This window comes from Streptomyces sp. NPDC046716 (genome assembly GCF_040645755.1).
GTDB lineage: Bacteria > Actinomycetota > Actinomycetes > Streptomycetales > Streptomycetaceae > Streptomyces.
Window position 1 is genome coordinate 219,340 of the sequence record NZ_JBEYYU010000003.1, and the last position, 26,437, is coordinate 245,776.

Below are 26,437 nucleotides of genomic sequence, written 5' to 3' on the forward strand. Positions count from 1 at the left end.
GTCCGCGCTCTGTCGTCCGACGCTCAACGAGCGAAAACCGCCCGCTTCACGTCTCCTGTACACATGACCAGGGACGACGAACTCGCCGCGCTGAAGGCCCGGGTGCGCGAACTGGAGGCCGCGGAGCACGCACCACGGCCCCGCTCCCGCCCCAGATCGGCCCTCGCCGTGATCCTGGTGATCCTCGCGGCGCTCCTCACCCCGCTCGGCGTGGTCGCCGTCTGGTCGAACGCGCTGATCGGCGACACCGACCGCTACGTCCAGACCATGGCACCGCTCGCCGACGACCCCGACGTGCGCACGGCCGTCACCAACCGGGTGACCACGGCCGTCATGGACCGGATCGACGTAGGCGACCTGCTCTCCGGCGTCGCCCCCGCCGACCGGCCCCTCCTCGAGAAGGCGCTCGGCGCCGCGGACGGCCCCCTCACCAGCGGCCTCACCTCCCTGGTCCGCAACACGACCGCGAAGTTCGTGTCGAGCCCCGCCTTCGCCACCGTCTGGGACCAGCTCAACCGCACCGCCCACGCCGCCGTCGACAAGGCCCTCACCGGCCACGACGACGGCGCGGTCAAGGTCGAGGACGGCGAGGTCACCCTCGACCTCGCCCCGGTCGTCGACAAGGTCAAACAGGCCCTCGTCGACCAGGGGCTCACGGTCGCCGGGAACCTCCCCGAGGTGCACACCAGCATCACCGTCATGCAGTCCACCGGCGCCCTCGCCCAGGCCCGCACCGGCTTCCGCCTGCTCCAGCTGCTCTCCTGGGTACTGCCGCTGATCGTCCTCCTGCTGGCCGCGGGCGCCGTCCTGCTCGCCCGCCGCAGGCGCCGCGCCCTGACCACCGCCGCGCTCGCGATCGCCGTCGGAGCGCTCGTGCTCGGCCTCGCGCTGTGGATCGGCCGCGCCGTCTATCTGGACGCCCTGCCCGCCGACGTCTCCCGGCCCGCCGCCGGCGCCGTCTACGACACCCTGGTCCGCTTCCTGCGCACGGCCGTCCGCGTCGTCGCCGTCCTCGGCGCGGTCGTCGCCCTCGCCTCCTGGCTGAGCGGCCCCGGCCGCTGGGCGCGGGCGGTGCGCGGCGTGTGGACCGGCGCGATCGGCTCCGTACGGGACACCCTGTTCACCGGCGGCTCCGGCACGTTCGGCCCGGTCGGCCCGTGGGTGCACCGGATGCGTACGTGGCTGAACGTCACGGTCGCCGCCGTCGCCGCGGCCGTGCTGATCGTCTGGTCCTACCCCACCGGCATGGTGGTGTTCTGGATCGCGGTCGTCGCCGTCTGCGCCCTCGCCGTGATCGAGTTCCTCGACGCCCCTACGCTCCCGGCCTCCGCCCTGCCGCAGGAGTCCCCAGACGACGCGCCACCGGCCGCTCCCGCGCGATGACGCACCCGGCGGAGATCCCCACGCACACCACCGTGAACACCACGATCAGCCACGACAGCAGCGAGAAGACGAGGCCGAACGGCCCGAACTCGGCCAGCGAACGGTTCAGCGTGCGCGGCATGTAGAGAGCCGACGACCACGACAGGGACACCACCCCCACCCCCGTGAGCAGCGCGCCCGGCAGCAGCGGCAGCCACGGCACCCGCCCGCCGAGCAGCAGATGCTGCGTCCACCACCACAGCAGCACGCCGACCACGTACGACAGCGGGACGCCCAGCCACGGGCCCGCGCCGAAACCGCCGCGCAGCACGTTCTGCAGCATCGCCACAACGAGCCACACGCACAGCCAGGCCACCCACCGCCAGGCGATCAGCCCCAGACCGGCCGGCGGCAGCCCCCACGCCCGCTCGCACACCCGCTGCAACGCCCTGCTGCACGCGGTCGCCGACGCCAGCATGACCAGCGCGCCGACCGCCCCCGAGGTGTCCCGCGCCACCGAGTCCCCGCCGTCCCCGCTCCCGTACACCTGCCGCACCTGAGCCAGCGAGTCGCCGCTCAGCCCCAGGGAGCCGCGCGCCGACTCCAGCATCTGCTCCCGCACGGAGGCGGGCGCGAACGCGGCGACGACGAACAGGATCGGGATCGCCGTCAGGAACGTCTGCGCGGCGAGCCGGGTCGCGGAGTCCAGCAGGTTCACGGCGACCAGCTGCCGGGTCAGACGCGTGACGAACGGAAACTCCTCCCGGACCTCCTTCACCCGCGCGGCGGCCCACGCGGTCGCCCGCCCGACGGTGCTCGTGTCGCTCATAGCTGCCCAGCATGCGCACCCCACCGCCCGCCACGGCGGCACCGGGCGGCGCTTACCACCGGATGGCGCAGATCCTGTGCGCCGAGTCCCGTGGCACCCTTGAATCATGAACGACTCCGCGCCCGCCCCCACCCACCGCCGTGCCCGCGTCCGCGCCCCCGAGCTGGTCGGCAAAGGCGGCTGGCTGAACACCGGCGGCACGGAGTACACCCTCGCCGACCTGCGCGGACGCATCGTGGTGCTCGATTTCTGGACCTTTTGCTGCATCAATTGCCTGCACGTCCTCGACGAGCTGCGGGAGCTGGAGGAGAAGCACCGGGACACCCTTGTGATCATCGGGGTGCACTCGCCGAAGTTCGTGCACGAGGCCGAGCACGCGGCGGTCGTCGACGCCGTCGAGCGGTACGGGGTGGAGCACCCGGTGCTCGACGATCCGGAGCTGGCGACCTGGAAGCAGTACGCGGTGCGGGCCTGGCCCACGCTCGTCGTGATCGACCCCGAGGGGTACGTCGTCGCGCAGCACGCCGGTGAGGGGCACGCGCACGCCATCGAGCGGCTGGTGGAGGAGCTGGAGGCCGAGCACACGGCGAAGGGGACGCTGCGGCGCGGCGACGGGCCGTACGTGGCGCCCGAGCCGGTCGCGACCGATCTGCGTTTTCCCGGCAAGGCGCTGCTGCTGCCGTCTGGGAACTTCCTGGTCAGCGATACGACGCGGCATCAGCTCGTGGAGCTGGCGGCCGACGGGGAGAGCGTCGTGCGGCGGATCGGGAGCGGGGCGCGGGGCTTCGCGGACGATGCGTTCAACGAGCCGCAGGGGCTCGCGTTGCTCGATGACCGCACGGTGGTCGTGGCCGACACCGTCAATCACGCGCTGCGCGCCGTCGACCTCACGACCGGTGCGATCAGCACCCTCGCGGGCACCGGCAGGCAGTGGTGGCAGGGGTCGCCGACCGGCGGCCCGGCCCGTGACGTCGACCTGTCCTCGCCGTGGGACGTGGCCGTCTTCGGCGGCAAGGTGTGGATCGCCATGGCGGGCGTGCACCAGTTGTGGACGTACGACCCGGTGGAGGGGACGGTGGGCGTCGCGGCCGGGACGACCAACGAGGGGCTGGTCGACGGTCCCGGCGCCGAGGCCTGGTTCGCGCAGCCGTCCGGGCTCGCGGCCACCGAGGAGCGGCTGTGGGTCGCCGACTCGGAGACCAGCGCGCTGCGGTGGGTGGACCCGGACGGGGCCGTGCACACCGCCGTCGGCACCGGTCTGTTCGACTTCGGGCACCGGGACGGCGACGCCGGACAGGCGCTGCTCCAGCACCCGCTGGGCGTCACCGCGCTGCCCGACGGCTCGGTCGCGGTCTCGGACACGTACAACCACGCGCTGCGCCGCTACGACCCGGCGACCGGGCAGGTGAGCACGCTCGCCACCGATCTGCGGGAGCCGAGCGACGCCGTACTCGTGGGTGACACCGGCGAGATCGTCGTCGTGGAGTCCGCGCGGCACCGGCTGACCCGGCTGCGGCTGCCCGAGGAGGCCGTGCGCGTCGAGTCCGTCGCCCACCGCACCCAGCGCGCCGCGACCGAGGTGGCGGGCGGCAAGCTGCGGCTCGACGTGATCTTCCGGGCGCCGGCCGGGCAGAAGCTGGACACCCGGTACGGGCCCTCGACCCGGCTGCTCGTCTCGGCGACGCCGCCCGAACTGCTCGCCGCGGGTGACGGACCGGGCACCGACCTGGCCCGCGAGCTGGTGCTGAACCCGGCGGTGCCGGAGGGCGTGCTGCACGTCTCCGCCATGGCCGCGTCCTGCGACGACGACCCGGCCAACGAGTACCCGGCCTGCCACGTCCATCAGCAGGACTGGGGCGTGCCGGTCCGGGTCGCCGAGGGCGGGGCGGACCGGCTGCCGCTGGTGCTGGCCGGCCTGGACGGCTGACAGGACGTCAGTTCGCGTACGGCATCCGGGTGTTCCAGGAGAGCACCTCGATGCCGTCGGCGCGCTTGCCCGCGTACTCGACCTCGCCGGGAGTCTTCAGGGTGACGGAGGCGCCGGAGGCGTCGGCGTCGTTCATGACCAGGGAGAGCCGGATCGACGTGAAGTAGTCGTCGTCGGCCTTGACCTCCTGGTAGACGGGGAGCGCGGAGTAGATCGTGCCGCCGGCCGGGACGAGCAGCGGCTGCGCGGGCCGTACGTCGTCCTTGGCGACGGGCACGTCGCCGTTGGCGTCGCCCGGGGTGACGACCGGGAACTTCTGCACGGTGCAGGCGCTGCCGGACTTGTTGACCGCGGTGATCAGCAGGTGGTCGCCCTGCTGCTCCGGGTTCTTGCGCTTGAGGGTGTAGCCGAGCGACGTGACCTTGCACTCGGGCGTCTTCTTCGCGGCGGTCCCGCCGGTGGCGCCCTTGCCGCTGGAGGTGCTCTTGGCGGCGTCCGCGTCGGCCGTGCCGCCCGCCTGCTGCGTGTCCGTGGACTTCTTGGCGGCCGAGCCGCTGTCCGTGCTCGCTCCGGCGCTCGTGTTCTTGGCCGTCGCGGCGCCTTCGTCCTTGGTTCCCGTCGCGTCGCTGCCGGAGCAGGCGGTCATCGTCAGGCCGAGGATCACGGCGGCGGTGGCGAGGGCGGTCGTGCGGGCGGTGGTGCGGGTCAGGCTGGTGCGGGTCATGGTGGTGCTCCCCCGGTTCCGTGCGCCCGCCTTCTGGTCCGGCGGGCTGCTTGTGTCCCCTACGGTGCCGGGTGCGGTCGCCGTTCGGTCGCCCTCGCGTTAGCGCCCCGTCGCCGTTTGGCTGTCGGCCCGCGCCAACGGGTCCTTCGCCCGCAGCACCCCCTCCTCGAAGCCCCGCCGCAGCGCGTCGTCGTGGGCCCGGCGCAGGTCGGCGCGGGCCTCCTCGGTGCGGCCGAGGGCGAGGAGCGCGGTGCCGCGCGAGACGCGCAGCAGGATCTGGCGCAGCGGCGCGAGCCCTTCCGCGGCGGCGGGCAGCGCGAGGCCGCGCTCCGTGCAGGCGAGCACGGCCGGGTGGTCGTCGAGGGCGAGCAGGCCGCGGGCCCGGTGTTCGAGGGCGAGCAGTTCGGTGAGGACGTCGTCGGCGGCGTGGGCCAGTTCGGCGGCGCGGGTCAGGTGGGCGAGGGACTCGGGGCCCGGGGCGCCGGTCCGGTCCAGGGCGACGGCGAGGTTGACCAGGGCGGTGGCCTCGCTGGACGGGTCGCCCGCGCGGGCGGCGAGTGCCGGGGCGCGCTCCAGGTGCTCCAGGGCCTGGGCGAGCCGCCCTTCCTCGGTGAGGACCCAGCCGTACAGGGCGCGCACCCGCGCCTCGGCGTCCGGGTCGCCGAGCCGCACGGCCGCGCTGAGGCCCTGTTCGAGCAGGGGCATCCAGTCGTCGCGTACGTATCCGACGATGGACGGCCACTGGAGGACGACGAGCCGCCAGGCCCGGTCGTCGTGGCCCGCGGTGAAGGCGGCACCGGCGGCCGCCGCGAGGTTCTCGCGCTGCGCGGCGAACCAGCCGAGCGCGCTCGTCCGGTCGGGCAGCGCGGGGCCGCCGAGGTCGGGCCGCGCGTCGGGCGGCGGTGTGCAGCAGGGCCGGTCGTCGGGTTCGGCGACGGCGGCGGCGCGCAGGGCGGTGCGCACGTAGTGGTCGAGGAGGCGGACGAGGGGTTCACCGGCGGGCTCGGCGTCGGGTTCGGCCGGGTCGTCGGCCGTCTCCTGCCGGGCGGGGCCGCGCGCGTACAGGCGGACCAGGTCGTGCATCCCGTACCGGCCCGGGGACCGCTCCGTCACCAGGTGGGCGGCGGCGAGCCGGTCGAGGGCGGTGGCGGCGTCGGCGGGCGGGGTCGCGGTGAGGGCGGCGGCCGCGTACCGGTCGAGGTCGGGTCCCGGCAGGGCGGCGAGCCGGCGGAAGAGCAGCCGGGCGTCGGCGGGCAGGGCGCGCAGGGTGAGCCGGAGGGCGGCGGCGACCCCGGTGTCGTCGACGTCGAGGAGCGCCAGGCGGCGCTGTTCGTCGGCCAGTTCGTCGGCGAGGGCGGCCAGCGGCCACTGCGGCCGGGCGTTGATCCGGGCCGCCACGACGCGCAGCGCCAGCGGGAGGCCCGCGCAGAGTTCGGCGAGCCGGGCCGCGGCGGCGGGTTCGGCGGCGAGCCGGTCCTCGGCGCCGGTGGCCGCGGCGAGCAGGGTGGCGGACGCGGCGCCGTCGAGGACGCCGATGTCGACGGTCCGGGCGAGTTCGCTGACCGCGAGACCGTCCAGGCGCAGCCGCGAGGTGACCAGGGCGGCGCTGCCGGGACCGGCCGGGAGGAGCGGGCGGACCTGGGCGGCGGTGCGGGCGTTGTCGAGGACGACGAGGGGGCGGCGCGCTTCCGTGCGGGTGCGGTACGCGGCGGCCAGCGCGCCCGGTGTCTCGGGCAGTTCGCGGGCCGGGACGCCGAGCGCGATCAGGAACTCGCGGAGCACGTCGGCGGTTTCGGGGCCGCTGTCGCCGCCGCTCTCGTCGTGGAAGCCGCGCAGGTCGGCGAAGAGCACGCCGTCGTGGTGCGCGCGGGCGGTGTGGGCCCAGTGCAGGGCGGCCGCGGTCTTGCCGACCCCGGCGGGGCCGGTGATGACGACGACGGCGTGCTCGCGGCGCGTGGCGGCGCCGATCGCGGCCAGTTCGCGGTCGCGGCCGACGAAGCCGCGCGGGGGCCGCGGCAGCAGATCGGGTCCGGCCGCCGGTTCCGGCTCGGGGCCGGGGGCGGGGGCTGCGGCGGGGGTGGGGTGGGGCGGTGCCGCGGCGGTGCCGCCCGCCAGGATCTCCGCGTACGCCTCGCGCAGCGCGGCACCGGGGTCGACGCCGAGTTCCTCGGCGAGGAGGGTGCGGGTGCGGTGGTACTGGTCGATGGCGTCGGACTGGCGGCCCGAGCGGTACAGCGCCCGCATCAGGGCTCCGGCGAGCGATTCCCGCATCGGGTGGGCGACGGCCTCGGCGTGCAGCAGGGAGGCGGCCCGGGCGTGGTCGCCGAACTCCCCGTAGGTGCGGGCGAGGTGTTCGACCGCCGAGATCCGGGCCTCCTCCAGGCCGTCCGCCGCGACCCGGAGCGAGCCGCCGGTGGCGACGCCGACGAGCGCGGGCCCGCGCCACAGTGCCAGTGCCTCGCGCAGCAGGGCGGCGGCGTCGTCGGGGGTGCGCTGGTCGTGGGCGAGGCGGACGAGTTCCTCGAAGCGGTGGGCGTCGAGCAGCGACTCGGGCATCTCCAGGACGTAGGCGTCGCCGCGGGTGACGAGCCTGACGCCCCATTCGTCGGCGCCGCCCTGCGCGAGCAGCGCCCGCAGCCGCGAGACGTGGCCCTGGGCGACCGTTCTGGCCCGGGCGGGCGGGCCCTCGGGCCACAGTGCGTCGATCAGCTGGTCGAGGGGGACGGCGGTGTTGGGCCGCAGCAGCAGCGCCGCGAGCAGGCTGCGCCGCTTGGCGGGTCCGAGGGGGAGTTCCCCGCTCTGTGTGGCCACGGCGACCGCGCCGAGCAGCCGGAACTCCACGACTGTGCTCCCCTACGAAACCCCGAGATCCCCGTCAACGGCGGGATGACCAGGATACGGGGGAGCACAGTCGCCGGGGCCGTCAGATGCGCGGCTCCCGGTCGTCCTCGACCACGGTGGTGCGGCTGTGCGGGGCGAGGCGGCGCCGGCCCACGCTGCGGAACACGAAGAGTCCGATCAGGCCGACGATCATCAGGATCCAGCCGACGAGATCAAGGTTGACGCCCTTCATGTGCCAGTCGGTCGCGAAGGCGAGGATCGCGCCGACGGCGACCAGGATGATGCAACCTCCCATACTCATGAGGTTCCCTCCCCACAAATCTGTGTGACGCACGGCTTCTGGAAGCCCCGGGTACCCGGGGCTTCCGGCATCACACAGAGGTTCGGAACTCAGCCTTCCAGGAAGGCCCACAGCGCGTTCGCCAGGTGGAACGGGTCGTCCGCGCCGCACAGTTCGCGCACGCTGTGCATGGAAAGGATCGCCGCGCCGATGTCGACGGTCTTGATCCCGTGCCGGGCGGCGGTGATCGGGCCGATCGTCGTCCCGCACGGCATCGCGTTGTTGGAGACGAACGCCTGGTAGGGCACGCCCGCCTTCTCGCACGCGGCGACGAACACGGAGCGGCCGACGCCGTCGGTGGCGTAGCGGTTGTTGACGTTCACCTTGAGGATCGGGCCGCCGTTGGCGCGCGGGTGGTGGGTGGGGTCGTGGCGCTCGGCGTAGTTGGGGTGCACGGCGTGGCCGGTGTCGGAGGAGAGGCAGACGGTGCCGGCGAAGGCCCGCGCCCGGTCCTCCAGGGAGCCGCCGCGCGCGAAGACCGAGCGCTCCAGGACGGTGCCGAGCAGCGGGCCGTCGGCGCCGGTGTCGGACTGCGACCCGTTCTCCTCGTGGTCGAAGGCGGCGAACACCGGGATGTACGGCAGCTCCTCCGCCTTGCTGACCTCGGTGAGGGCGGCGGTGCAGGCGTGCACGGACAGCAGGTTGTCCATCCGCGGTCCGGCCACGAGCTCCTTGTCGCGGCCCAGGTAGGCGGGGGCCTCGACGGCGTACGGCATGAGGTCCCAGCCGGTGATGGAGCCGCGCTCCAGGCCGTACTCGTCCTCGATGAAGCCCAGCAGGTCGCCCTCGTGGACGTCGCTGCCCAGGCCCCAGATGGGCTGCATGTGGCGCTGCTTGTCCAGCTTCAGGCCGTCGACGTTCACCCCGCGGTCCAGGTGGACGGCGAGCTGGGGCACGCGCAGCAGGGGCCGGTCGATGTCGATCAGGCGCTCGCCGCCGTCGCGCAGGGTGATCCGGCCGGCGAGGCCGAGGTCGCGGTCGAGCCAGGAGTTGAGGAGCGGGCCGCCGTAGATCTCGACGGCGACCTGGCGCCAGCCGTTGCTGCCCATGTCGGGCTGCGGCTTGATCCTCAGGTTCGGGGAGTCGGTGTGGGCGCCGACGATGCGGTACGGGGTGTGGGGCCGGGCTCCCCGCGGCACGTACCAGGCGATGATCGCGCCGCCGCGCGTGACGTACTTTCCACCGGTCTCGCCGTCCCAGGCGTCGGTCTCGGCGACCTGCTTGAATCCGGCCTTCTCCAGGCGGGCGGCTGCCGTCGCCACCGCGTGGTACGGGGTGGGGCTTGCCGCGAGGAAGGTCATCAGGTCGTCGGTGTGGCCGCGGTCGAAGGGGCCGGTGGATGTGCTCATGCCGCCAGGGTAGTGCGGGTTGCAGACCACCTGCCCAGCACCGTTTCCCGCCCGCGGGCCGGTGGGGCTTCTCGCGCAGTTCCCCGCGCCCCTGGGTGGTTCTTCGTGCGCGGGCCGGTGGCCTCTTCTCGCGCCGTTCCCCGCGCCCCTGGGGGGTTCTTCGTGCGCCGGCCGGTGGGGGCTGGTCGCGCCGTTCCCCGCGCCCCTGAAGCGAGCTTCGCTCGTCCAGGGAGGCTGCGCGGAGCGCATGCCTCAGGGGCGCGGGGAACTGCGCGAGAAGAGGCCACCGGCCGGCAGCCGGCGACGAGACGCGAGAGGCCCGTCGTCCCTCGAGGGGACAACGGGCCTCAGGCTCGATCCGGGTCGGCGGAGCCTAGAACGCGGACTCGTCCAGCGTCATGACATCCAGCCCCGACTCACTGGTGCCCTGCGCCAGCTTGCGCGCACCGGTGACCCCGGGCAGAACGTTCGCCGCGAAGAACTTCGCCGCGGCGACCTTGCCCTGGTAGAAGGCGACGTCCTTGCCGGCCGCACCCTCGGAGAGCCGCTCGGCGGCGATCGCGGCGCCCTTGAGCAGGAGGTAGCCGACGACGACGTCACCGGAGGCCATCAGCAGGCGGGTCGTGTTCAGGCCCACCTTGTAGATGTTCTTGGCGTCCTGCTCGGTGGCGGCCAGGTCGGTCAGCATGACGCCGACGATGGCCTCCAGCTCGACGGCGGCCTTGGCCAGCGACTCGCGGGCCCCGGCCAGCTCCTCGCCGCCGGTCTCCACGGCGAGGAACTTCTTGATCTCCTCGGCCAGACCGTTCAGCGCGGCGCCCTGGTTGCGGACGATCTTCCGGAAGAAGAAGTCCTGGCCCTGGATGGCGGTGGTGCCCTCGTACAGGGTGTCGATCTTGGAGTCCCGGATGTACTGCTCGATCGGGTACTCCTGGAGGAAGCCGGAGCCGCCGAAGGTCTGGAGCGACTGCGCGAGCTGCTCGTAGCCCTTCTCGGAGCCGTAGCCCTTCACGATCGGCAGGAGCAGGTCGTTGAGCGCGTGCTCGGTCGAGGCGTCCTCGCCGGAGGCCTCCTTGAGCTGGATCGCGTCCTGCACCGAGGCGGTGTAGAGGACGAGCGAGCGCATGCCCTCCGCGTAGGCCTTCTGCGTGAGCAGCGAGCGGCGCACGTCCGGGTGGTGCGTGACGGTGACCTTGGGCGCGGCCTTGTCGCCGAAGGCGGCCAGGTCGGAGCCCTGGACGCGCTCCTTGGCGTACTCCAGCGCGTTCAGGTAACCCGTCGACAGCGTCGAGATCGCCTTCGTGCCGACCATCATGCGGGCGAACTCGATGATGCGGAACATCTGGCGGATGCCGTCGTGCTTGTCGCCGATCAGCCAGCCCTTGGCGGGGTGCTGGTCGCCGAAGGTCATCTCGCAGGTGTTGGACGCCTTGAGGCCCATCTTGTGCTCGACGTTCGTGGCGTAGACGCCGTTGCGCTCGCCCAGCTCGCCGGTCTCCCAGTCGAACTCGAACTTCGGGACCAGGAAGAGCGAGAGGCCCTTGGTGCCGGGGCCGTGGCCCTCGGGGCGGGCCAGCACGTAGTGGAGGATGTTCTCCGACATGTCGTGCTCACCGGACGTGATGAAGCGCTTCACGCCCTCGATGTGCCACGAGCCGTCGTCCTGCTGGACGGCCTTGGTGCGGCCGGCGCCGACGTCCGAACCGGCGTCCGGCTCGGTGAGCACCATCGTCGAGCCCCACTGCTTCTCGACGGCGATCTCGGCGATCTTCTTCTGCGCGTCGTTGCCCTCCTCGAAGAGGATGCCGGCGAACGCGGGGCCGGAGGAGTACATCCAGATCGCCGGGTTCGCACCCAGGATCAGCTCGGCGAAGGCCCAGATCAGGGAGCGCGGGGCCGTGGTGCCGCCGATCTCCTCGGGCAGGCCCAGGCGCCAGTACTCGGAGTCCATGAAGGCCTTGTAGGACTTCTTGAAGGTCTCCGGGATCGGCGCCGTGTTCGTCTCGGGGTCGAAGACCGGCGGGTTGCGGTCGGCGTCCGCGAAGGACTCCGCCAGGTCGTTCTCGGCGAGACGGGTGGTCTCGCTGAGGATGCTCTTGGCGGTCTCGACGTCCATCTCCGCGAACGGGCCGGCGCCGTACAGCTTGTCGCGGCCGAGCACCTCGAAGAGGTTGAACTCGATGTCGCGGAGATTCGACTTGTAGTGCCCCATGGCGACGGCTCCGTAAAGACTCGGGAGGGAGGGCCGACCGCGGCCGACCTCATACGCATACCAACTAGTAACCAACAGGATGCTACCCGCCGGTAATAAGAATCAACCCCTGTGGGGTCAACTGTGACGGAACGCTCCACGGGACGTCCGGCGGTTCGGCGAACGGAAGGCGTCCGGCCGGCCCCATCGCGCCGCCCGCCCTCGGTACTCTTGCCCCCATGTACGGATACGAGCGGACCCCGGGCGGGGCGGGCGGCCAGCAGCAGTACGCGCCGCCGCAGCAGGGCATGCCCCCGCAGGCCGGCATGGGCGGATACGGGCAGCAGGCACCGCTGTACCCGGAGCCGTCGCCGCCGTCGCTCGCCGACGCGGTCCGCGCGTTCACCACGGGCTCGATGTCCGCCGAGGACTTCCAGCAGATCTTCGCGTCGTCGAAGGTCTACTGCCCCCGCGGTGACAACCCGGGCTTCCTGGCGCTGCACAACACGCAGCAGCCGGTGATCCCGATGTTCACCACGCTCAAGGAACTGCGCCGGTACGCCGGCAAGGAGTCCAAGTACTTCGTCATCACCGGCGCCGAGGTGATCGACCTGCTGCCCACCGGGTACGGCTTCGTCCTCGACATGGAGGGCGAGCACCGGATGGTCTTCGACGCGAAGGCGGTCGAGCAGATGGTCGACTTCGCCATGCGCCGCATGTACGGCTGAGCGCCTGTACGACTGAGCGCCCAGCACCCCGCACTCAGAACGCCCGGAGGGAATGCCCTCCGGGCGTTCGGCGTTCTGGGTGGCAGAAAGTTCTACGTTCAACTAATATCGAGGCACGAGGAACCGAGGAGGTCCCCAAAATGCCCGCTGTGACCGTCGAGAACCCGCTGACCCTGCCCCGTGTGACGGCGCCGGCCGACGCCGTGGCACGCCCCGTGCTCACCGTGACGACCGCGCCCACCGGCTTCGAGGGCGAGGGCTTCCCGGTGCGCCGCGCGTTCGCCGGGATCAACTACCGCCACCTCGACCCGTTCATCATGATGGACCAGATGGGCGAGGTGGAGTACGCGCCCGGAGAGCCCAAGGGCACGCCCTGGCACCCGCACCGCGGCTTCGAGACCGTCACGTACATCATCGACGGCACCTTCATCCACCAGGACAGCAACGGCGGTGGCGGCACCATCACCAACGGCGACACCCAGTGGATGACGGCCGGCTCGGGCCTCCTGCACATCGAGGCGCCGCCGGAGTCGCTGGTCATGTCCGGCGGCCTCTTCCACGGCCTCCAGCTGTGGGTGAACCTGCCCGCGAAGGACAAGATGCAGGACCCGCGCTACCAGGACATCCGCGGCGGCCAGGTCAAGCTGCTCACCACGGAGGACGGCGGCGCGCTGCTCCGCGTCATCGCCGGTGAGTTCGACGGCCACGAGGGTCCGGGCATCACGCACACGCCGATCACGATGGTGCACGCCACCGTCCGCCCCGGCGCCGAGGCGACGCTGCCCTGGCGCGAGGACTACAACGGACTGGTCTACGTCCTCGCCGGGCGCGGCACCGTGGGCACCGACCGCCGGCCCGTCCACATGGGGCAGACGGCCGTGTTCGGCGCGGGCTCCTCCCTGACCGTGCGGGCCGACGAGTCCCAGGACTCGAACACCCCCGACCTGGAGGTCGTGATCCTGGGCGGACAGCCGATCCGTGAGCCCATGGCGCACTACGGCCCGTTCGTGATGAACACCAAGGCCGAACTCCAGCAGGCCTTCGACGACTTCCAGGCCGGCCGCCTGGGCGTCGTCCCCACCACGGAGCGTCTGCCGCACACCAGCTGACAGCACGTCACCCGCGTGGCCCCGCCCGGAAGGTCGGGGCCACGCGCGCGTGATGACCTGGGACCGTGCAGACGACCCGAGAGCCCCAGGAACCGCCCCCGGGCACACCGCTGCTTCCCGAAGCGGCCCGGCGCACCGCCGCCTGGTGCGCGGTGGCCCTGCTCGTCACCGGTGTCGCCGCCGTCGCCATCTGGCTCTGCGTCGTCTTCAAGTCGGCGGTCACCCCGGTACTGCTCGCCCTGCTCGGCACCGCGCTGCTCGCGCCCGTCTTCGAGTGGCTGAACCGGCGCAGGGTGCCGCGCGCCCTCGCCGCCGCGCTGACCTGCGTCGCCCTGATCGCCGTCGTCGGCGGCGCCGGGTACATCGTGGTCAAGGCGCTCATCGACACCGGCGACCAGATCGTCGACTCCGTCCAGGACGCGGGCGACTGGATCCGCGCGCACTTCGGGCTCAGTGGCGCCGACGACCTCGGCAATGTCGCCGACAACGCCAAGGACCTGCTCTCCAAGTGGGGCTCCAGCCTCGCCGGCGGCGTGCTCACCGGGCTCTCGGTCATCGGCTCGCTCCTCGCGACCTCCGTCCTCGCGCTGCTGCTCACGTTCTTCTTCCTCAAGGACTCCGACCGCGCCGCGGGTCTCGCCCACGCGGTCGCGCCGCGCGGCGCCGGTGAGGTCATCGAGGCGATGGGGCGCCGTGCCTTCGAGGCGATCTCCGGCTTCATGCGCGGGACGACCTTCATCGCGCTCATCGACGCCCTGTGCATCACCATCGGCCTGCTGATTTTGCGGGTGCCGGGCGCGGTGGGCCTGGGCGCGCTCGTCTTCGTCGGGGCCTACATCCCCTACCTCGGCGCCACCATCTCCGGCGCCGTCGCCGTCCTCGTCGCCCTCGCCGACCGGGGCTTCGTCATCGCCCTGTGGACGCTCGGGGTGATCCTCGCGGTGCAGCAGCTGGAGGGACACATCCTTCAGCCCATGATCCAGTCGCGCACGGTGCAGATGCATCCGGCGCTCGTGATGCTGGCGATCGCCGCGGGGGCCTCCGTCGCCGGCATCCTCGGGATGCTGCTCGCGGTGCCGCTGACGGCGGCCGCGTTCGGGATCATCGGGGAGCTGAAGGGGCGTTACGGGAGCCCGTCGGAGACGGCTGTTTCACGTGAAACCGCCGAATGAGTGACGTCCTCCGGGCTGCCGTCGTCCGAGCCGACGCTCTCCGCGCCGGTCTCCTCGGGCTCGTACAGCTCGAACCAGATGCTCTTGCCCTCGCCCCGCGGGTCGACGCCCCACTTCTGGGCGAGCAGCTCCATCAGCACCAATCCGCGTCCCGATGAGGCGAGTTCGCCCGGCCTGCGCTTGTGCGGCAGGTCGTCCGAGGCGTCCGCGACCTCCACCCGCAGGCGGCGCGGGCCCTCGCAGCCGCGGCCGACCTCGGCGACCAGCAGGGCGTCGCCGTCGGTGTGCACCAGGACGTTGGTGACCATCTCGGAGACCATCAGCACCGCCGAGTCGACCTGGTCCTCGTCGGCCCAGTCGTGGAGCAGCTCGCGCAGCTGCTGACGGGCGACGGCGATCCGCTCCGGCTCTGCCTGCGCGATGGTCATGGCGGTGCGCCGGGCCGTGACGGGCACCCGCGACGCGGTCGCGCGGCGCAGCAGAAGCAGCGCTATGTCGTCCTCGCGGCGGTCGGCGAGCGGGCCCGTGGTGTGGTGCGAGGACGGCCCGTGGACCGCCTGGACGAGGGCGTCCGCCAGCAGCTCCAGGTCGTCGGCGGGGATCGTCTCCAGCGTCGTACGGATCCGGGACCAGCCGGAGTCGAGATCGTGCCCGCCCGTCTCGATCAGGCCGTCCGTGCAGATCAGCAGCGTCTCGGAGGGTTCCAGGGTGAGCCGGGTCGTCGGGTAGTCGGCGTCGGGGTCGATGCCGAGCGGCAGGCCGCCCGCGGTGGGGCGCATCATCACCGTGCCGTCGGCGGTGCGTATGGCGGGGTCCGGATGGCCCGCGCGGGCCATCTCCAGGGTGCCGGTGACCGGGTCGGCCTCGATGTACAGGCACGTCGCGAAGCGCAGGTCCGACGGGTCCGCCGCGTCGGCGGTGATCCCGTACAGGAAGCGGGAGGCGCGGGAGAGGACCGCGTCGGGGCGGTGGCCCTCGGAGGCGTAGGCGCGCAGCGCGATCCGCAGCTGGCCCATGAGGCCCGCGGCCTGCACGTCATGGCCCTGGACGTCGCCGATGACCAGGGCGATCCGGCCGCTGGGCAGCGGGATCATGTCGTACCAGTCGCCGCCGACCTGGAGGCCGCCGCCGGTCGGGACGTAGCGGGCCGCGATGGTCATGCCCGGGATCTCGGGGCCGATCGTGGGCAGCATCGACTTCTGCAGGCCGTCGGTCAGGGCGCGCTCCGACTCGGCGACCCCGGCCCGGGAGAGGGCCTGGGCCAGCATCCGGGCGACCGTGGTCAGCACCGAGCGCTCGTCGGGCGTGAAGGTGACCCGGTAGGCGAAGCCCGCCATCCACGCGCCGATGGTGCGCCCGGCGACGACGAGCGGCAGGAACGCCCAGGACTGCCGGTTGAAGCCCGCCGCGAGCGGCCAGGCCGCCGGGTAGCGGCGCCGGTACTCCTCGGGGGCCGAGAGATAGACGGCGCGGCCGGTGCGGCAGACCTCCGCCGCCGGATAGTCCGTGGCCAGGTCCATGTCGGTGAAGGGGCCCTCGGCGCCGGGCCGGTGCCCGTGGTGGCCGATGACGGTGAGCCGGTCGCCCGCGACGCCGAACACGGCGAGGCCGTCGGGGGAGAACCCCGGCATGGAGAGACCGGCCGCGACCCGCAGCACCTCGGCCGTGGAGTCGGCCTCGGCCAGCGCGCGGCCCGCGTCCAGCAGGAACGCCTCGCGGGAGCGGCGCCAGTCGCCGGTGACGGGGGTGCGGGAGGAGGTGCCGGGCGGTGGCTCGGCGACCTCCTGGAGGGTGCCGATCAGCTCGTACAGGTCGGGGGAGTCGCCGAGCATCACCGGCTTGGAGCGGCTGCGCACGGTACGGATGACACGGCCCTGGTCGTCCATGATGCGCAGCCGGGCCTCGGCGAGGGTGCCCTCGGCGACGGCGAGCCGGATGATGCCGTCGATCTCGTTCCAGTCCACCGGGTGGAAACGGGAGCGGGCGCCCGCCTCGGTGAGAGTCGTGATCTGTGCGGGCAGCCCGACGAGGCGGGCGGCCTCCGCGTCGAAGGTGACCGTGCCCGCCCTGTTGTCCCAGCGCCACAGGCCGGTCGCGAGAGCGGCGAGGACGTCCTCCACCGGAGGGAGGGGGTCACCAGTGCGCATGCGCCCACTCTAAGAAGTGACGATCGGGTACGGCCACCAGAGAGGGGTGGGAGCGCCGATATCCAGGATCGTCGGGAGGCGGCGGGCCGGTACGCTGGGGGAGATCCGGGTTGTCTCCCCGGGAACCCCAAGCGCAAAGGCTGGATGAACGACGATGCATCGGTACAGGTCCCACACCTGCGGCGAGCTCCGCGCCTCTGACGTCGGTTCCGACGTCCGGCTGAGCGGCTGGCTGCACAATCGCCGAGACCTGGGCGGCATCCTCTTCATCGATCTGCGCGACCACTACGGCATCACGCAGCTCGTCGCCCGCCCGGGCACGAAGGCCGCCGAGGTCCTCGACAAGCTCACCAAGGAGACCGTCGTCCGCGTGGACGGCAAGGTCGTCTCCCGCGGCGCCGACAACGTCAACGGCGAGCTGCCCACCGGCGAGGTCGAGATCGAGGCCGCCGAGGTCGAGGTCCTGGGCGCGGCCCAGCAGATCCCCTTCACGATCAACGCGGACGACGGCGTGAACGAGGAGCGGCGCCTGGAGTACCGCTTCCTCGACCTGCGCCGCGAGCGCATGCACAAGAACATCATGCTGCGCAGCGCGGTCATCGCCTCGATCCGCTCGAAGATGGTCGCCCTCGGCTTCAACGAGATGGCGACGCCGATCCTCGCCGCGACCTCCCCCGAGGGCGCCCGCGACTTCGTCGTCCCGTCCCGCCTGAACCCCGGCAAGTTCTACGCGCTGCCGCAGGCCCCGCAGCAGTTCAAGCAGCTGCTGATGATCTCGGGCTTCGACCGCTACTTCCAGATCGCGCCGTGCTTCCGCGACGAGGACGCGCGCGCCGACCGCTCGCCGGGCGAGTTCTACCAGCTCGACGTCGAGATGAGCTTCGTGGAGCAGGAAGACGTCTTCCAGCCCATCGAGAAGCTCATGACGGAGATCTTCACGGAGTTCGGCGGCGGCCGCGAGGTCACCTCCCCGTTCCCGCGGATCCCGTTCCGCGAGTCGATGCTGAAGTACGGCAACGACAAGCCCGACCTGCGCGCCAAGCTGGAGCTCGTCGACATCACCGACGTGTTCGAGGGCTCGGAGTTCAAGGCGTTCGCGGGCAAGCACGTGCGCGCGCTGCCGGTGCCGGACACCGCCTCGCAGTCCCGCAAGTTCTTCGACGGCCTGGGTGACTACGCGGTCGAGCAGGGCGCCAAGGGCCTGGCCTGGATCCGCGTCGGCGAGGACGGTGCCTTCGCCGGCCCGATCGCCAAGTTCCTCACCGAGGAGAACGTCAAGGTCCTCACCGAGCGCCTCGGCCTCAAGGCCGGTCACGCCGTGTTCTTCGGCGCGGGCGAGTTCGACGAGGTCTCCAAGATCATGGGCGCCGTCCGCGTCGAGGCCGCCAAGCGCGCCGGCCACTTCGAGGAGGGCGTCTTCCGCTTCTGCTGGATCGTCGACTTCCCGATGTACGAGAAGGACGAGGAGACCGGCAAGATCGACTTCTCCCACAACCCGTTCTCCATGCCGCAGGGCGGCATGCAGGACCTGGAGGAGAAGGACCCGCTGGACATTCTGGCCTGGCAGTACGACATCGTCTGCAACGGCATCGAGCTGTCCTCCGGCGCGATCCGTAACCACGAGCCCGACATCATGCTCAAGGCGTTCGAGATCGCCGGGTACGAGGCCGAGACGGTCGAGGCCGAGTTCGCGGGCATGCTCCGCGCGTTCCGCTTCGGCGCCCCGCCGCACGGCGGGATCGCCCCGGGCGTCGACCGCATCGTCATGCTCCTCGCGGACGAGCCGAACATCCGGGAGACGATCTCGTTCCCGCTGAACGGCAACGCGCAGGACCTGATGATGGGCGCCCCGACCGAGCTGGACGAGACGCGCCTGCGCGAGCTCAACATCCAGCTGCGCAAGCCGGTCGAGAAGAAGTAGCACCACCGCTGGACCCGAGAGGGGCCCGGAACCGTCCGACGGTTCCGGGCCCCTCGTCCGTTCGCCCGCCGCCGTCTCTTATGGAACGCACAGCCCCCGCCCATCTCAATGACAGCACCCGTCCCTAGGTTCCTCGCCCATGACGGACAACGAGGTACCTCAAAAACCTTCACGCACAGGTGAATTGACGCGACGTCAGGCCGTGGTCGCCGGCAGCGCGGCGGTCGCGGCGGTGGCCGTCGGCGGCGGTGTCGCCTATGCCCGCCAGCCCGGCAAGGACGGGAAGCCCGTACGCGAGGAGTGCTACCGGCTCACGGCGGAGACCACCGAGGGCCCGTACTACATCGACGCGGACAAGATCCGCCGGGACGTCACCGAGGACCGGGACGGCATCCCGCTCGTCCTGCGCGTCAAGGTGATCGACAGCGACACCTGCCGCCCGCTGAAGCACGCCGCCGTCGACATCTGGCACTGCGACGCGCTCGGCCTCTACTCCGGCTACGAGGACGCCTCCCAGGGCGGTCCCGGTGGCCCCGGCGGCGAACCTCCCACCGGATCCCCCACGGACGCGCCCACCGGTACACCGACCGGCCCGCCGGGAGGCGGCGGCCCCGGCAAGACCGACCCCACCGACGACAAGCGGTACCTGCGCGGCACCTGGCTCACCGACGCCCACGGCCACGTCGACTTCCGCACGGTCTTCCCCGGCTGGTACCGGGGCCGCGCCGTGCACATCCACACCAAGGTGCACGTCGGCGGGAAGATGACCGACGCCGGGTACGAGGGCGGCCACACCTGCCACACCGGCCAGTTCTTCTTCGACGAGACGTCCGTCCTCGCCTCCGCCGAGGTCGACCCCTACGCCACCAACACCACGGAACGCACGACGCTCACCGAGGACACCATCTACGACCAGAGCGGAGTCGGCGGCGGACTCCTGCGGCTGCGCTACAGGAAGGGCGCCATCGCGCACGGGGTCGTCGCGTCCATCACGGTCGGGGTGGACCCGGACGAGACCCACGAAGGGCAGGACTGGGTGACGTCCACCGCCGCTCCGTCAGCCTGACCGGGGCACGACGAGCCCCGACTCGTACGCCGCCACCACCGCCTGCGCCCGGTCGCGCACCCCCAGCTTGGCGAGTACCCGGCTGACGTGGGTCTTCACGGTCTCCCCGCCGACCACGAGCCGCGCCGCGATCTCCTGATTGGACAGGCCCTCGGCGATCAGCCGCAGCACCTCGCGCTCGCGCGGGGTCAGCGCGTCGACGGCGCGGGCCTGTTCGGGAAGCGCGCGCGGGCGCAGCCGGGTGAACTCGGCGATCAGGCGGCGGGTGACGGTCGGCGCGAGCAGCGCCTCGCCCGCCGCGACCACCCGCACCGCCTCGAAGAGCCGCTCGGCCTGCATGTCCTTGAGCAGGAAGCCGCTGGCACCGGCCGCGAGCGCGTCGTACACGTACTCGTCGAGGTCGAAGGTCGTCAGCATCACGACGCGGGTGGCGGGCTGTTCGCGGGTGATGCGGCGGGTGGCCTCGATGCCGTCCATGCCCGGCATCCGGACGTCCATGAGGACGAGGTCCGGGCCCACCTCCCGGCACACCCGCACCGCCTCCGCGCCGCCGCTCGCGCTGCCGACGACCGTGAAGTCCGGGCGGCTGTCGAGGAGGGCGCCGAATCCGGCGCGTACGACGTCCTGGTCGTCGACCACGACGATGCGCACGGGGGCGGTCACCGCGTCTCCCGGGCGCGGACCGGCAGCGTCGCCTCCACCAGGAAACCGCCGGCCGCGGCCGGACCCGCGTGCAGGGTGCCGCCCGCCACGGCGGTGCGCTCCCGCATGCCGAGCAGGCCGTGGCCGCCGTCGCGGGACGGGCCCGCGCCGGGGCCGCAGTCACGTATCCGGAGTCTCAACTCGTTCTCCCCGTAGATGAGTTCCACGTCCGTCGCGGCGTCGGGAGCGTGTCGGCGGGCATTGGTCAGGGCCTCCTGGACGATGCGGTACGCGGTCAGTTCCAGGCCCGGATCGAGCGGTCCCGCCGGGCCGCGCACGATGAGCCGGACCGCGCCGCCGGACGTCTCGCGGGCCTCGTCGACGAGGGCCAGCAACTGGTCGAGGCCGGGTTGCGGGGCTCTGGCGCGGACGGCCTCCTCGGGCACGTCCTCGCGCAGGACGCCCAGCAGGCGGCGCATCTCGGTGAGCGCGAGCCGGGCCGTGTCGCCGATCGCCAGGAACTTCTCCGCGCCCTCGGGCGGCAGCCCCGGTGTCGTGTAGCGGGCCGTCTCCGCCTGCACCGAGATCGTCGACACGTGGTGGGCGACGATGTCGTGCAACTCCCTTGCGATTCGGGCCCGTTCGCCGAGGGTCGCGTGCGCGAGTGCGGTGTCGGCGTGGGCCCAGTCGACCGCCGTGCGGTGGTCGTGCTCGGTGCGGGTGCGGTGGGCGTGGCCCGCGACCAGGGTCGCGCCCGCGCCGATCAGCAGGGCCGTGCCGTGGGTGACCCCGGCCGCCGCGCAGGCGGCGAACGGGACAGCGAACGCCGCCGCGGTACGGCCTGTCGACTGCCGGCCCACCGTGTACAGGACCGCCGCGAGCGCCGGGAGGCCGGAGAGCGGGAGGCGGCCGTACGTGAGGGGGGTCAGCAGGGTCGCCGTGGTCACGGTGATGGCTGTCAGCAGGGGCTGGGAGCGCAGGAAGGCGAGCGGGACCGTGGTGCCGAGGGCCAGGGCGAGCAGGCCGAGCAGGGTTTCGGAGGGGGCGGGGCCGCTGCCGGGGGCCAGTGTCTCTCCCAGGGCCAGGGCGGTCAGGGTCGTCGCCGCCAGCAGGGGGAGGTCGGGGTGGGAGAGGGCTTTCCGGGTGGTCGAGGTCCCCTTCATGCGGGTCATTATCGGCGGCCGGGCCCTCCGGGGTGAGCGGGATGGGGGTTCGTCGTCGAGTGCGGGTCTCGTCGTGGCTGGTCGCGCAGTTCTCCGCTCCCCTGAGATGCGCACTTCGTGCGGCATCTCATCTGATGAGGCGGCGCGAAGCGCCTGCCTCAGGGGCGCGGGGAACTGCGCGAGAAGCCCCACCGGGCCGCAGACGAAGAAGTTCCCCGGGGTCCCCCTGGCGGGGGAGAGGACCGGAGGGGAAAGCGCGCTGGGGTGGGACGCCGGGGAGGGGCGGGGTTTCTACCTTGCTCTCATGAAGGAATTCAGGGACAGCCCGGCCGTCGAGGCGCGGGGACTGTGCAAGCGGTACGGCCAGGACGTGGCGGTGGACGGGCTGAGTTTCACGGTGCCGCCGGGGCGGGTGACCGGATTCGTGGGGCCCAACGGGGCGGGGAAGTCGACGACGCTGCGGATGCTGCTCGGGCTCGACGCACCCGACAGCGGCACCGCGCTGATCGGCGGAAAGCCGTACACGGAACTGGCGGAACCCCTCGCCACGGTCGGCGCGCTGCTCGACAGCGAGGCCCTGCACCCGGGCCGCCGGGCCCGGGACCACCTGCTCTGGCTCGCCCACTACAGCGGCCTCCCGGCCCGACGGGTCGACCTGGTGCTCGACCAGGTCGGCCTGACCCCGGCCGCCCGCAAACGCACCGGAGGCTTCTCCCTCGGCATGCGGCAGCGGCTCGGCATCGCGGCCGCGCTGCTCGGCGACCCGCCCGTGCTGATCCTCGACGAACCGGTCAACGGTCTCGACCCCGAGGGCGTCCAGTGGATCCGCCGCTTCCTCAAGTCCCTTGCGGCAGAGGGCCGAACGGTGCTGGTCTCCTCCCACCTGATGAGCGAGCTGGAGGACACCGCCGACCACCTCCTCGTGATCGGCCGGGGCCGCCTGCTCGCCGACACGAACGTGTCCGACCTGCTCGACGAGGTGTCCGGCGAGCGCGTCGCCCTGCGGACGTCCCGCCGCGCCGAGGCGCTGATGGTGCTCAGCGGCGCCGGGGCCACGGTCGTCACGGACGGCCCCGAATCCCTCACCGTCACGGGGCTGCCCGCGCAGAAGGTCGCGGAACTGCTCGGCGCGGACGCCATACCGTTCTCCGAACTGGCCCGGCACCGCGCCACGTTGGAAGAGGCGTACATGGAACTGACTGCGCAGGAAGCCGAGTTCACCGCGCGGGAGGCGTCATGAGAGCCGGTCCCGTGCGGGCGCTGCGCGCCGAGTGGACGAAACTTCGGTCCGTGCGCAGCACCGCCTTCGCCCTGTCCGCCATGGTCGCCCTGCTGCTCCTGATGACCATCGCCTCGGCGAGCGGCAGCGGCACCAGTTACGACGGGCCCACGAAGTTCGACAGCCTGACCTTCGCGCACCGGACCACCACGGGTGCGGGCGGCACCTTCACCGTACGGGTCGCCGCACAGCGGGACAGCGAATCCTGGGCCAAGGCGGGCCTGCTGCTCAAGAACGGCACCACCAGCGGATCCTCCTACGCGGCCCTGATGGTGACGCCCGCACACGGCCTGCGCATGATGACCGACGGCAAGCACGAACTGACCGCCGACACCGACATCAAGGCGCCCGTCTGGCTGCGGCTGACCCGCGCCGATGCCCGTATCACCGGCTCCTGGTCGCCCGACGGCCGCACCTGGCACACCATCGGCACCCTGCCCGTGGCGGACCTGCCCGCGACCGGCGCCGAGGCGGGCGTCTTCGTCACCTCGCCGCAGCATGCGGTCGAGAAACGGACCGGCCCCACCGAGACCACCGCCCACCCCGTGCCGACGACCGGCCGGGCGGCCTTCGACCACGTCACCATGGCGGTGGAGGAAGGAAGCTGGCGTCGCACGGACATCGTGCAGCCGCCCGTGCAGGGCGCACCCCCGATGCCCGAACCCGCCCCCGGCACCCTTCACCGCACGGCCTCGGGCTCCCTCGTCCTCACCGGCAGCGGTGATCTCGGCGGCCTCGGGATGGGCGGGGTCGGCGCGGGGCCCGGGGTCGACCTCGTCAAGCAGTCCCTGGACGACGGCACCCAGCTCGCCGCGCTCGCGGTGATCACCCTCGGCGTCCTGTTCGTCACGTCCGAGTACCGGACGGGCACCCTGCGCACCACGTTCACCGCGAGCCCGCGCCGCGGCCGGGTCCTGGCGGCGAAGGCGGCGGTGCTCGGCGGATGCGTCTTCGCGGTGGCACTGCCGGTCACGGCGGGGGCGTTCCTGCTGGCCCGCTCCTACCAGCGCGACAACGGCTTCCGGCCGCCCCTCTTCGACAACCCGTCCCTCACCGATCCCGGCACCCTCCGCGCGGTCGTCGGCAGCGCCGCCTTCCTCGCCCTGACCGCCGTCCTCAGCCTGGGCGTGGGCGCGCTGCTGCGCCGCACGGTCCCGGCGATCGTCCTGATGTTCGTGACGGTGGTGGTGCTGCCGATCGTGGCCTCGACCACCTCCATCACGCTCGACGACGCGATCGGCAGCGCGACCCCCGTGGCCGGTCTCGCGATCCAGCAGACCAGGCACCTCATCGACAACGCCACCACCCCCTGGGCGGGCTTCGGGGTCCTGTGCCTGTACGTGGCCGTGGCCCTGGCCGCCGCGCGGATCAGGCTCGTACGGCGGGACGTATGAGGACGACACCGCTGGCCCGCGCCCTGCACGGCGAGTGGACCAAACTCCGCACGGTCCCAGGCCAGGTGTGGACGCTGCCCGCGCTCCCCCTGACGATGATCCTCTGCACGTTCCTCGTTGCCGTGACCGCCCACCCGGAGGAGTCCGGCACCCTCGACCCGACGGCGCTGGCCCTCTCCGGCGTCTCCTTCGCGCAGACGGCGGCCGTGCTCGTCGCGGTGGCCGTGGTGTCGTCGGAGTACCCGCGCACGATGCGCACGACGCTGCTGGCCAACCCGCGCCGCCGTCACGTCTTCACGGCGAAGGCGCTGCTGGTGGCGGTGACGGTCGGGGTGCTCGCGCTCCCGGCGGTGACGGGTTCCCTCGCGACGGGCCGCCAGGCACTCGCCGCTGTGCCCCAACTCCCTCTTTCCTCGTACGAGGTGTGGCGGGCGACCCTCGGCACGGCGGCCTACCTCCTGCTGACCGCGCTGCTCGCCACCGGTATCGCCCTGATCGTGCGGCACGCGGCGGCCGCGGTGGGCACGGCTCTGGCGCTGCTCTACGGCCCGTACCTGGCGATCCTCGTCATCAAGATGCCGGACCACGTCCTGCACACCGTCCAGAAGGCGTCCCCCATGACGGCAGGCCTCGCCGTACAGACGGCGACGGGCCCCGGCACGGCACCCCTCTCACCGGCCGAGGGCCTGGCCGTCCTCGCCGGGTACGCGGGGACGGCGCTGGTGGTGGGGTGGGGGGTGCTGCGCGCGAGGGACGCCTGAGAGGCTCCTCGGGTCAGATCACCCACAGCAGACCGTTGCCGCCCAGCAGGGTGCTGGAGCTCTGCTTCTGGCCGAGGGCCGTCGCGGTGAAGATCTTGCTGCCCGTGGCCGTGGGGCGGGACGTACCGCCCGGCAGCATCCAGACCGCACCCGTGGAGTTGTTCTCGCCCGCCGCGCCGATGAACAGCTCCGGTTTCCCGTCCTTGTTCACGTCCCCCGCCGCCACCGTCGTTCCGAAGAAGTCGTCCGTCTCGGAGGTGCCGGGGACGCCCGCCGTGTCCTGGTCGAAGGCGTACGACCCGGCGCCGAGCGCACCGGAGGAGCGGCCGGGGATCACGGTCACCATTCCGGCGCGGCTCTTCGCCAGATCCTCGTACGGCGACCCGACGACGATGTCGGCGAGCCCGTCGCGGTTCAGGTCGGCGACGGCGAGCGCCCCGCCGAAGGCGTCGCCGCGCTCGCTGGTGCCGGGCACCGAGGCGGTGTTCTGCGTGATCTGTACGGGGGCCGTGGCGGGCGCGATGCCGTGCGCGGACCCGTACCAGAGAAGGACCCGGCCGCCCAACTGGCCGTCGGTACCCGCGTGTTCGGGTTCGTCGGGGTCGCCGGCCACCAGGTCGTCGTAGCCGTCGCCGTTGATGTCGCCGCTCGCCACGATGAGGCCGTTGCCCTGGAGCTCGTTGCCGTACGCGGGCGCCGCGTAGACGTCGCCGCCGGTCTGGCCCGTCAGGCGGGAGGTGGCGGTGGCGGGGTCGGGCGTGCCGTCGCCGTTGAAGTCGCCGAGCGCGATGGACTCGGTGGAGGGGGTGTTGTCGTTGTACGTGACCGAGCCGTGGCTGCCGGTCCTGCTGAACGGCCCGCTGACGTACACGGTCCCGTCCCATCCGGCGATCGCCAGCCTGGTCCGTGTGCCGGTGCCCTTGGAGAGCACCGCGACGTCGAGGCCGTAGTGGTTCGGCGCACCCGCGGGGGTGGGCAGGTCCGTGGCGGTCGTCAGGCCCTTCGAGCTGCCCCACAGGACCGTCACCGTGCCCGCGTCGGTGCCCTTCGACGTGTCCTCGTACGGCGAGGTGACCACCAGGTCGGCGTACCCGTCGCGGTTGAGGTCCAGCGTGGCGGTGGCCGCGCCGAACCGGTCGTACGCCTCGGCGAGGCCCGGCACCCCGGACGTGTTCTGTGTGATCGTCGCGCGGCGGCCCGCGGAGAGCCCGGACTTCGAGCCGTACAGCACGATCACGGCGCCGGCCGCCTCGTGCCCGGACACGTCCGCGCCCGGCGCGGGCACCACGGCGTCGCGGTAGCCGTCCCCGTTGAAGTCCCCCGGCACCCCACCGTGCACCGCCGACGCCGTCCCGGCCGGCACCAACAGCCCGCCGACCATCCCCGCGACCACCAGCGCGGCCGCTCCCCATCTGCGCATCCTGAGCCTCTCCCACCCCTTGTTCGACGCGCGCATCTTAGGGCTGGGCGGGGGTGCGGGGGTGCGGCGAAG

Annotated in this window: 20 protein-coding genes; 10 read left to right on the plus strand and 10 right to left on the minus strand. The window is 72.6% G+C overall.

Features of this window, described 5'->3' with window-relative positions; genetic code table 11:
• The first annotated feature begins 63 nt into the window (after window positions 1-63).
• On the plus strand, window positions 64-1,383 hold the full coding sequence (locus tag ABZ930_RS03905; protein ID WP_361540933.1) for a hypothetical protein: 1,320 nt from the start codon (window positions 64-66) through the stop codon (window positions 1,381-1,383).
• On the opposite strand, the gene ABZ930_RS03910 is transcribed toward ABZ930_RS03905, so the two are convergent.
• On the minus strand, window positions 1,313-2,191 hold the full coding sequence (locus ABZ930_RS03910) for a YhjD/YihY/BrkB family envelope integrity protein (RefSeq protein ID WP_361540936.1): 879 nt from the start codon (window positions 2,189-2,191) through the stop codon (window positions 1,313-1,315). The genes ABZ930_RS03905 and ABZ930_RS03910 overlap by 71 nt on opposite strands.
• 106 nt (window positions 2,192-2,297) lie before the next feature.
• Here ABZ930_RS03910 and ABZ930_RS03915 point away from each other — a divergent pair, with 106 nt between their 5' ends.
• A complete protein-coding gene (locus ABZ930_RS03915) occupies window positions 2,298-4,118 on the plus strand; it encodes an NHL domain-containing thioredoxin family protein (RefSeq protein ID WP_361540939.1) in 1,821 nt (606 codons plus the stop codon).
• Window positions 4,119-4,125: 7 nt separating this feature from the next.
• Here ABZ930_RS03915 and ABZ930_RS03920 read toward each other — a convergent pair whose 3' ends face one another.
• The 5 genes from ABZ930_RS03920 to ABZ930_RS03940 all read right to left on the minus strand — a co-directional run bounded on the left by ABZ930_RS03920 (window position 4,126) and on the right by ABZ930_RS03940 (window position 11,584).
• On the minus strand, window positions 4,126-4,842 hold the full coding sequence (locus ABZ930_RS03920) for a DUF4232 domain-containing protein (RefSeq protein WP_361540942.1): 717 nt from the start codon (window positions 4,840-4,842) through the stop codon (window positions 4,126-4,128).
• Window positions 4,843-4,941: 99 nt separating this feature from the next.
• Window positions 4,942-7,683 (minus strand): BTAD domain-containing putative transcriptional regulator, encoded by a 2,742-nt coding sequence (locus tag ABZ930_RS03925; protein WP_361540945.1) that lies wholly within the window; start codon window positions 7,681-7,683, stop codon window positions 4,942-4,944.
• An 82-nt stretch (window positions 7,684-7,765) separates the two neighbouring features.
• Window positions 7,766-7,984, minus strand: a complete 219-nt coding sequence (locus ABZ930_RS03930; RefSeq protein WP_361540948.1) for a DUF6458 family protein — start codon at window positions 7,982-7,984, stop codon at window positions 7,766-7,768.
• A gap of 89 nt (window positions 7,985-8,073) precedes the next feature.
• The gene (locus ABZ930_RS03935; protein ID WP_361540951.1) at window positions 8,074-9,372 is read right to left on the minus strand and encodes a M18 family aminopeptidase; all 1,299 of its coding nucleotides are present in this window, start codon (window positions 9,370-9,372) and stop codon (window positions 8,074-8,076) included.
• A 373-nt stretch (window positions 9,373-9,745) separates the two neighbouring features.
• On the minus strand, window positions 9,746-11,584 hold the full coding sequence (locus tag ABZ930_RS03940; protein WP_361540954.1) for an acyl-CoA dehydrogenase: 1,839 nt from the start codon (window positions 11,582-11,584) through the stop codon (window positions 9,746-9,748).
• Window positions 11,585-11,802: 218 nt separating this feature from the next.
• On the opposite strand from ABZ930_RS03940, the gene ABZ930_RS03945 reads away from it, so the two are divergent.
• The 3 genes from ABZ930_RS03945 to ABZ930_RS03955 all read left to right on the plus strand — a co-directional run bounded on the left by ABZ930_RS03945 (window position 11,803) and on the right by ABZ930_RS03955 (window position 14,572).
• Window positions 11,803-12,291, plus strand: a complete 489-nt coding sequence (locus ABZ930_RS03945; protein WP_361540957.1) for an SseB family protein — start codon at window positions 11,803-11,805, stop codon at window positions 12,289-12,291.
• Window positions 12,292-12,431: 140 nt separating this feature from the next.
• Window positions 12,432-13,400, plus strand: coding sequence for a pirin family protein (locus tag ABZ930_RS03950; protein WP_361540960.1), 969 nt, complete (start codon window positions 12,432-12,434; stop codon window positions 13,398-13,400).
• Between the two features lie 65 nt (window positions 13,401-13,465).
• Window positions 13,466-14,572 carry an AI-2E family transporter gene (locus ABZ930_RS03955; protein WP_361540963.1) on the plus strand — a complete coding sequence of 369 codons (1,107 nt, stop codon included), beginning with the start codon at window positions 13,466-13,468 and terminating at the stop codon, window positions 14,570-14,572.
• Here the strand turns inward: ABZ930_RS03955 and ABZ930_RS03960 are convergent.
• Window positions 14,524-16,719 carry a SpoIIE family protein phosphatase gene (locus ABZ930_RS03960; RefSeq protein ID WP_361540967.1) on the minus strand — a complete coding sequence of 732 codons (2,196 nt, stop codon included), beginning with the start codon at window positions 16,717-16,719 and terminating at the stop codon, window positions 14,524-14,526. The genes ABZ930_RS03955 and ABZ930_RS03960 overlap by 49 nt on opposite strands.
• Before the next feature lie 154 nt (window positions 16,720-16,873).
• Between ABZ930_RS03960 and aspS the strand changes: the two genes are divergently transcribed.
• Entirely contained in the window at window positions 16,874-18,640 is a 1,767-nt protein-coding gene (gene aspS / locus ABZ930_RS03965) for an aspartate--tRNA ligase (RefSeq protein ID WP_361540969.1), read from the plus strand.
• 139 nt (window positions 18,641-18,779) lie between these two features.
• Window positions 18,780-19,706, plus strand: a complete 927-nt coding sequence (locus ABZ930_RS03970; protein ID WP_361540971.1) for an intradiol ring-cleavage dioxygenase — start codon at window positions 18,780-18,782, stop codon at window positions 19,704-19,706.
• Here ABZ930_RS03970 and ABZ930_RS03975 read toward each other — a convergent pair.
• Complete coding sequence (locus ABZ930_RS03975) at window positions 19,698-20,369, minus strand: response regulator transcription factor (RefSeq protein ID WP_361540974.1); 672 nt, start codon at window positions 20,367-20,369, stop codon at window positions 19,698-19,700. The two genes, ABZ930_RS03970 and ABZ930_RS03975, sit on opposite strands and share 9 nt — an antisense overlap.
• A complete protein-coding gene (locus ABZ930_RS03980; RefSeq protein ID WP_361540977.1) occupies window positions 20,366-21,511 on the minus strand; it encodes a sensor histidine kinase in 1,146 nt (381 codons plus the stop codon). Before ABZ930_RS03980 ends, ABZ930_RS03975 begins: the two co-directional genes overlap by 4 nt.
• A gap of 304 nt (window positions 21,512-21,815) precedes the next feature.
• On the opposite strand from ABZ930_RS03980, the gene ABZ930_RS03985 reads away from it, so the two are divergent.
• Genes ABZ930_RS03985 through ABZ930_RS03995 form a run of 3 tightly spaced genes read left to right on the plus strand, consistent with a single transcriptional unit; the run spans window position 21,816 to window position 24,945 of the window.
• Complete coding sequence (locus ABZ930_RS03985) at window positions 21,816-22,751, plus strand: ABC transporter ATP-binding protein (protein ID WP_361540980.1); 936 nt, start codon at window positions 21,816-21,818, stop codon at window positions 22,749-22,751.
• Window positions 22,748-24,184, plus strand: coding sequence for a hypothetical protein (locus ABZ930_RS03990; RefSeq protein WP_361540983.1), 1,437 nt, complete (start codon window positions 22,748-22,750; stop codon window positions 24,182-24,184). Before ABZ930_RS03985 ends, ABZ930_RS03990 begins: the two co-directional genes overlap by 4 nt.
• On the plus strand, window positions 24,181-24,945 hold the full coding sequence (locus ABZ930_RS03995; RefSeq protein WP_361540986.1) for a hypothetical protein: 765 nt from the start codon (window positions 24,181-24,183) through the stop codon (window positions 24,943-24,945). The genes ABZ930_RS03990 and ABZ930_RS03995 overlap by 4 nt, the downstream gene beginning before the upstream one ends.
• A 13-nt stretch (window positions 24,946-24,958) precedes the next feature.
• On the opposite strand, the gene ABZ930_RS04000 is transcribed toward ABZ930_RS03995, so the two are convergent.
• Entirely contained in the window at window positions 24,959-26,365 is a 1,407-nt protein-coding gene (locus ABZ930_RS04000) for an FG-GAP repeat protein (protein ID WP_361540989.1), read from the minus strand.
• Window positions 26,366-26,437: the final 72 nt, after the last annotated feature.

Coding starts and splice junctions, on each gene's coding strand:
- ABZ930_RS03905 (WP_361540933.1), top strand. CDS start 64: ATGACCAGGGACGACGAACTCGCCGCGCTGAAGGCCCGGGTGCGCGAA.
- ABZ930_RS03910 (WP_361540936.1), bottom strand. CDS start 2,191: ATGAGCGACACGAGCACCGTCGGGCGGGCGACCGCGTGGGCCGCCGCG.
- ABZ930_RS03915 (WP_361540939.1), top strand. CDS start 2,298: ATGAACGACTCCGCGCCCGCCCCCACCCACCGCCGTGCCCGCGTCCGC.
- ABZ930_RS03920 (WP_361540942.1), bottom strand. CDS start 4,842: ATGACCCGCACCAGCCTGACCCGCACCACCGCCCGCACGACCGCCCTC.
- ABZ930_RS03930 (WP_361540948.1), bottom strand. CDS start 7,984: ATGAGTATGGGAGGTTGCATCATCCTGGTCGCCGTCGGCGCGATCCTC.
- ABZ930_RS03935 (WP_361540951.1), bottom strand. CDS start 9,372: ATGAGCACATCCACCGGCCCCTTCGACCGCGGCCACACCGACGACCTG.
- ABZ930_RS03940 (WP_361540954.1), bottom strand. CDS start 11,584: ATGGGGCACTACAAGTCGAATCTCCGCGACATCGAGTTCAACCTCTTC.
- ABZ930_RS03945 (WP_361540957.1), top strand. CDS start 11,803: ATGTACGGATACGAGCGGACCCCGGGCGGGGCGGGCGGCCAGCAGCAG.
- ABZ930_RS03950 (WP_361540960.1), top strand. CDS start 12,432: ATGCCCGCTGTGACCGTCGAGAACCCGCTGACCCTGCCCCGTGTGACG.
- ABZ930_RS03960 (WP_361540967.1), bottom strand. CDS start 16,719: ATGCGCACTGGTGACCCCCTCCCTCCGGTGGAGGACGTCCTCGCCGCT.
- aspS (WP_361540969.1), top strand. CDS start 16,874: ATGCATCGGTACAGGTCCCACACCTGCGGCGAGCTCCGCGCCTCTGAC.
- ABZ930_RS03970 (WP_361540971.1), top strand. CDS start 18,780: ATGACGGACAACGAGGTACCTCAAAAACCTTCACGCACAGGTGAATTG.
- ABZ930_RS03980 (WP_361540977.1), bottom strand. CDS start 21,511: ATGAAGGGGACCTCGACCACCCGGAAAGCCCTCTCCCACCCCGACCTC.
- ABZ930_RS03985 (WP_361540980.1), top strand. CDS start 21,816: ATGAAGGAATTCAGGGACAGCCCGGCCGTCGAGGCGCGGGGACTGTGC.
- ABZ930_RS03990 (WP_361540983.1), top strand. CDS start 22,748: ATGAGAGCCGGTCCCGTGCGGGCGCTGCGCGCCGAGTGGACGAAACTT.
- ABZ930_RS03995 (WP_361540986.1), top strand. CDS start 24,181: ATGAGGACGACACCGCTGGCCCGCGCCCTGCACGGCGAGTGGACCAAA.
- ABZ930_RS04000 (WP_361540989.1), bottom strand. CDS start 26,365: ATGCGCAGATGGGGAGCGGCCGCGCTGGTGGTCGCGGGGATGGTCGGC.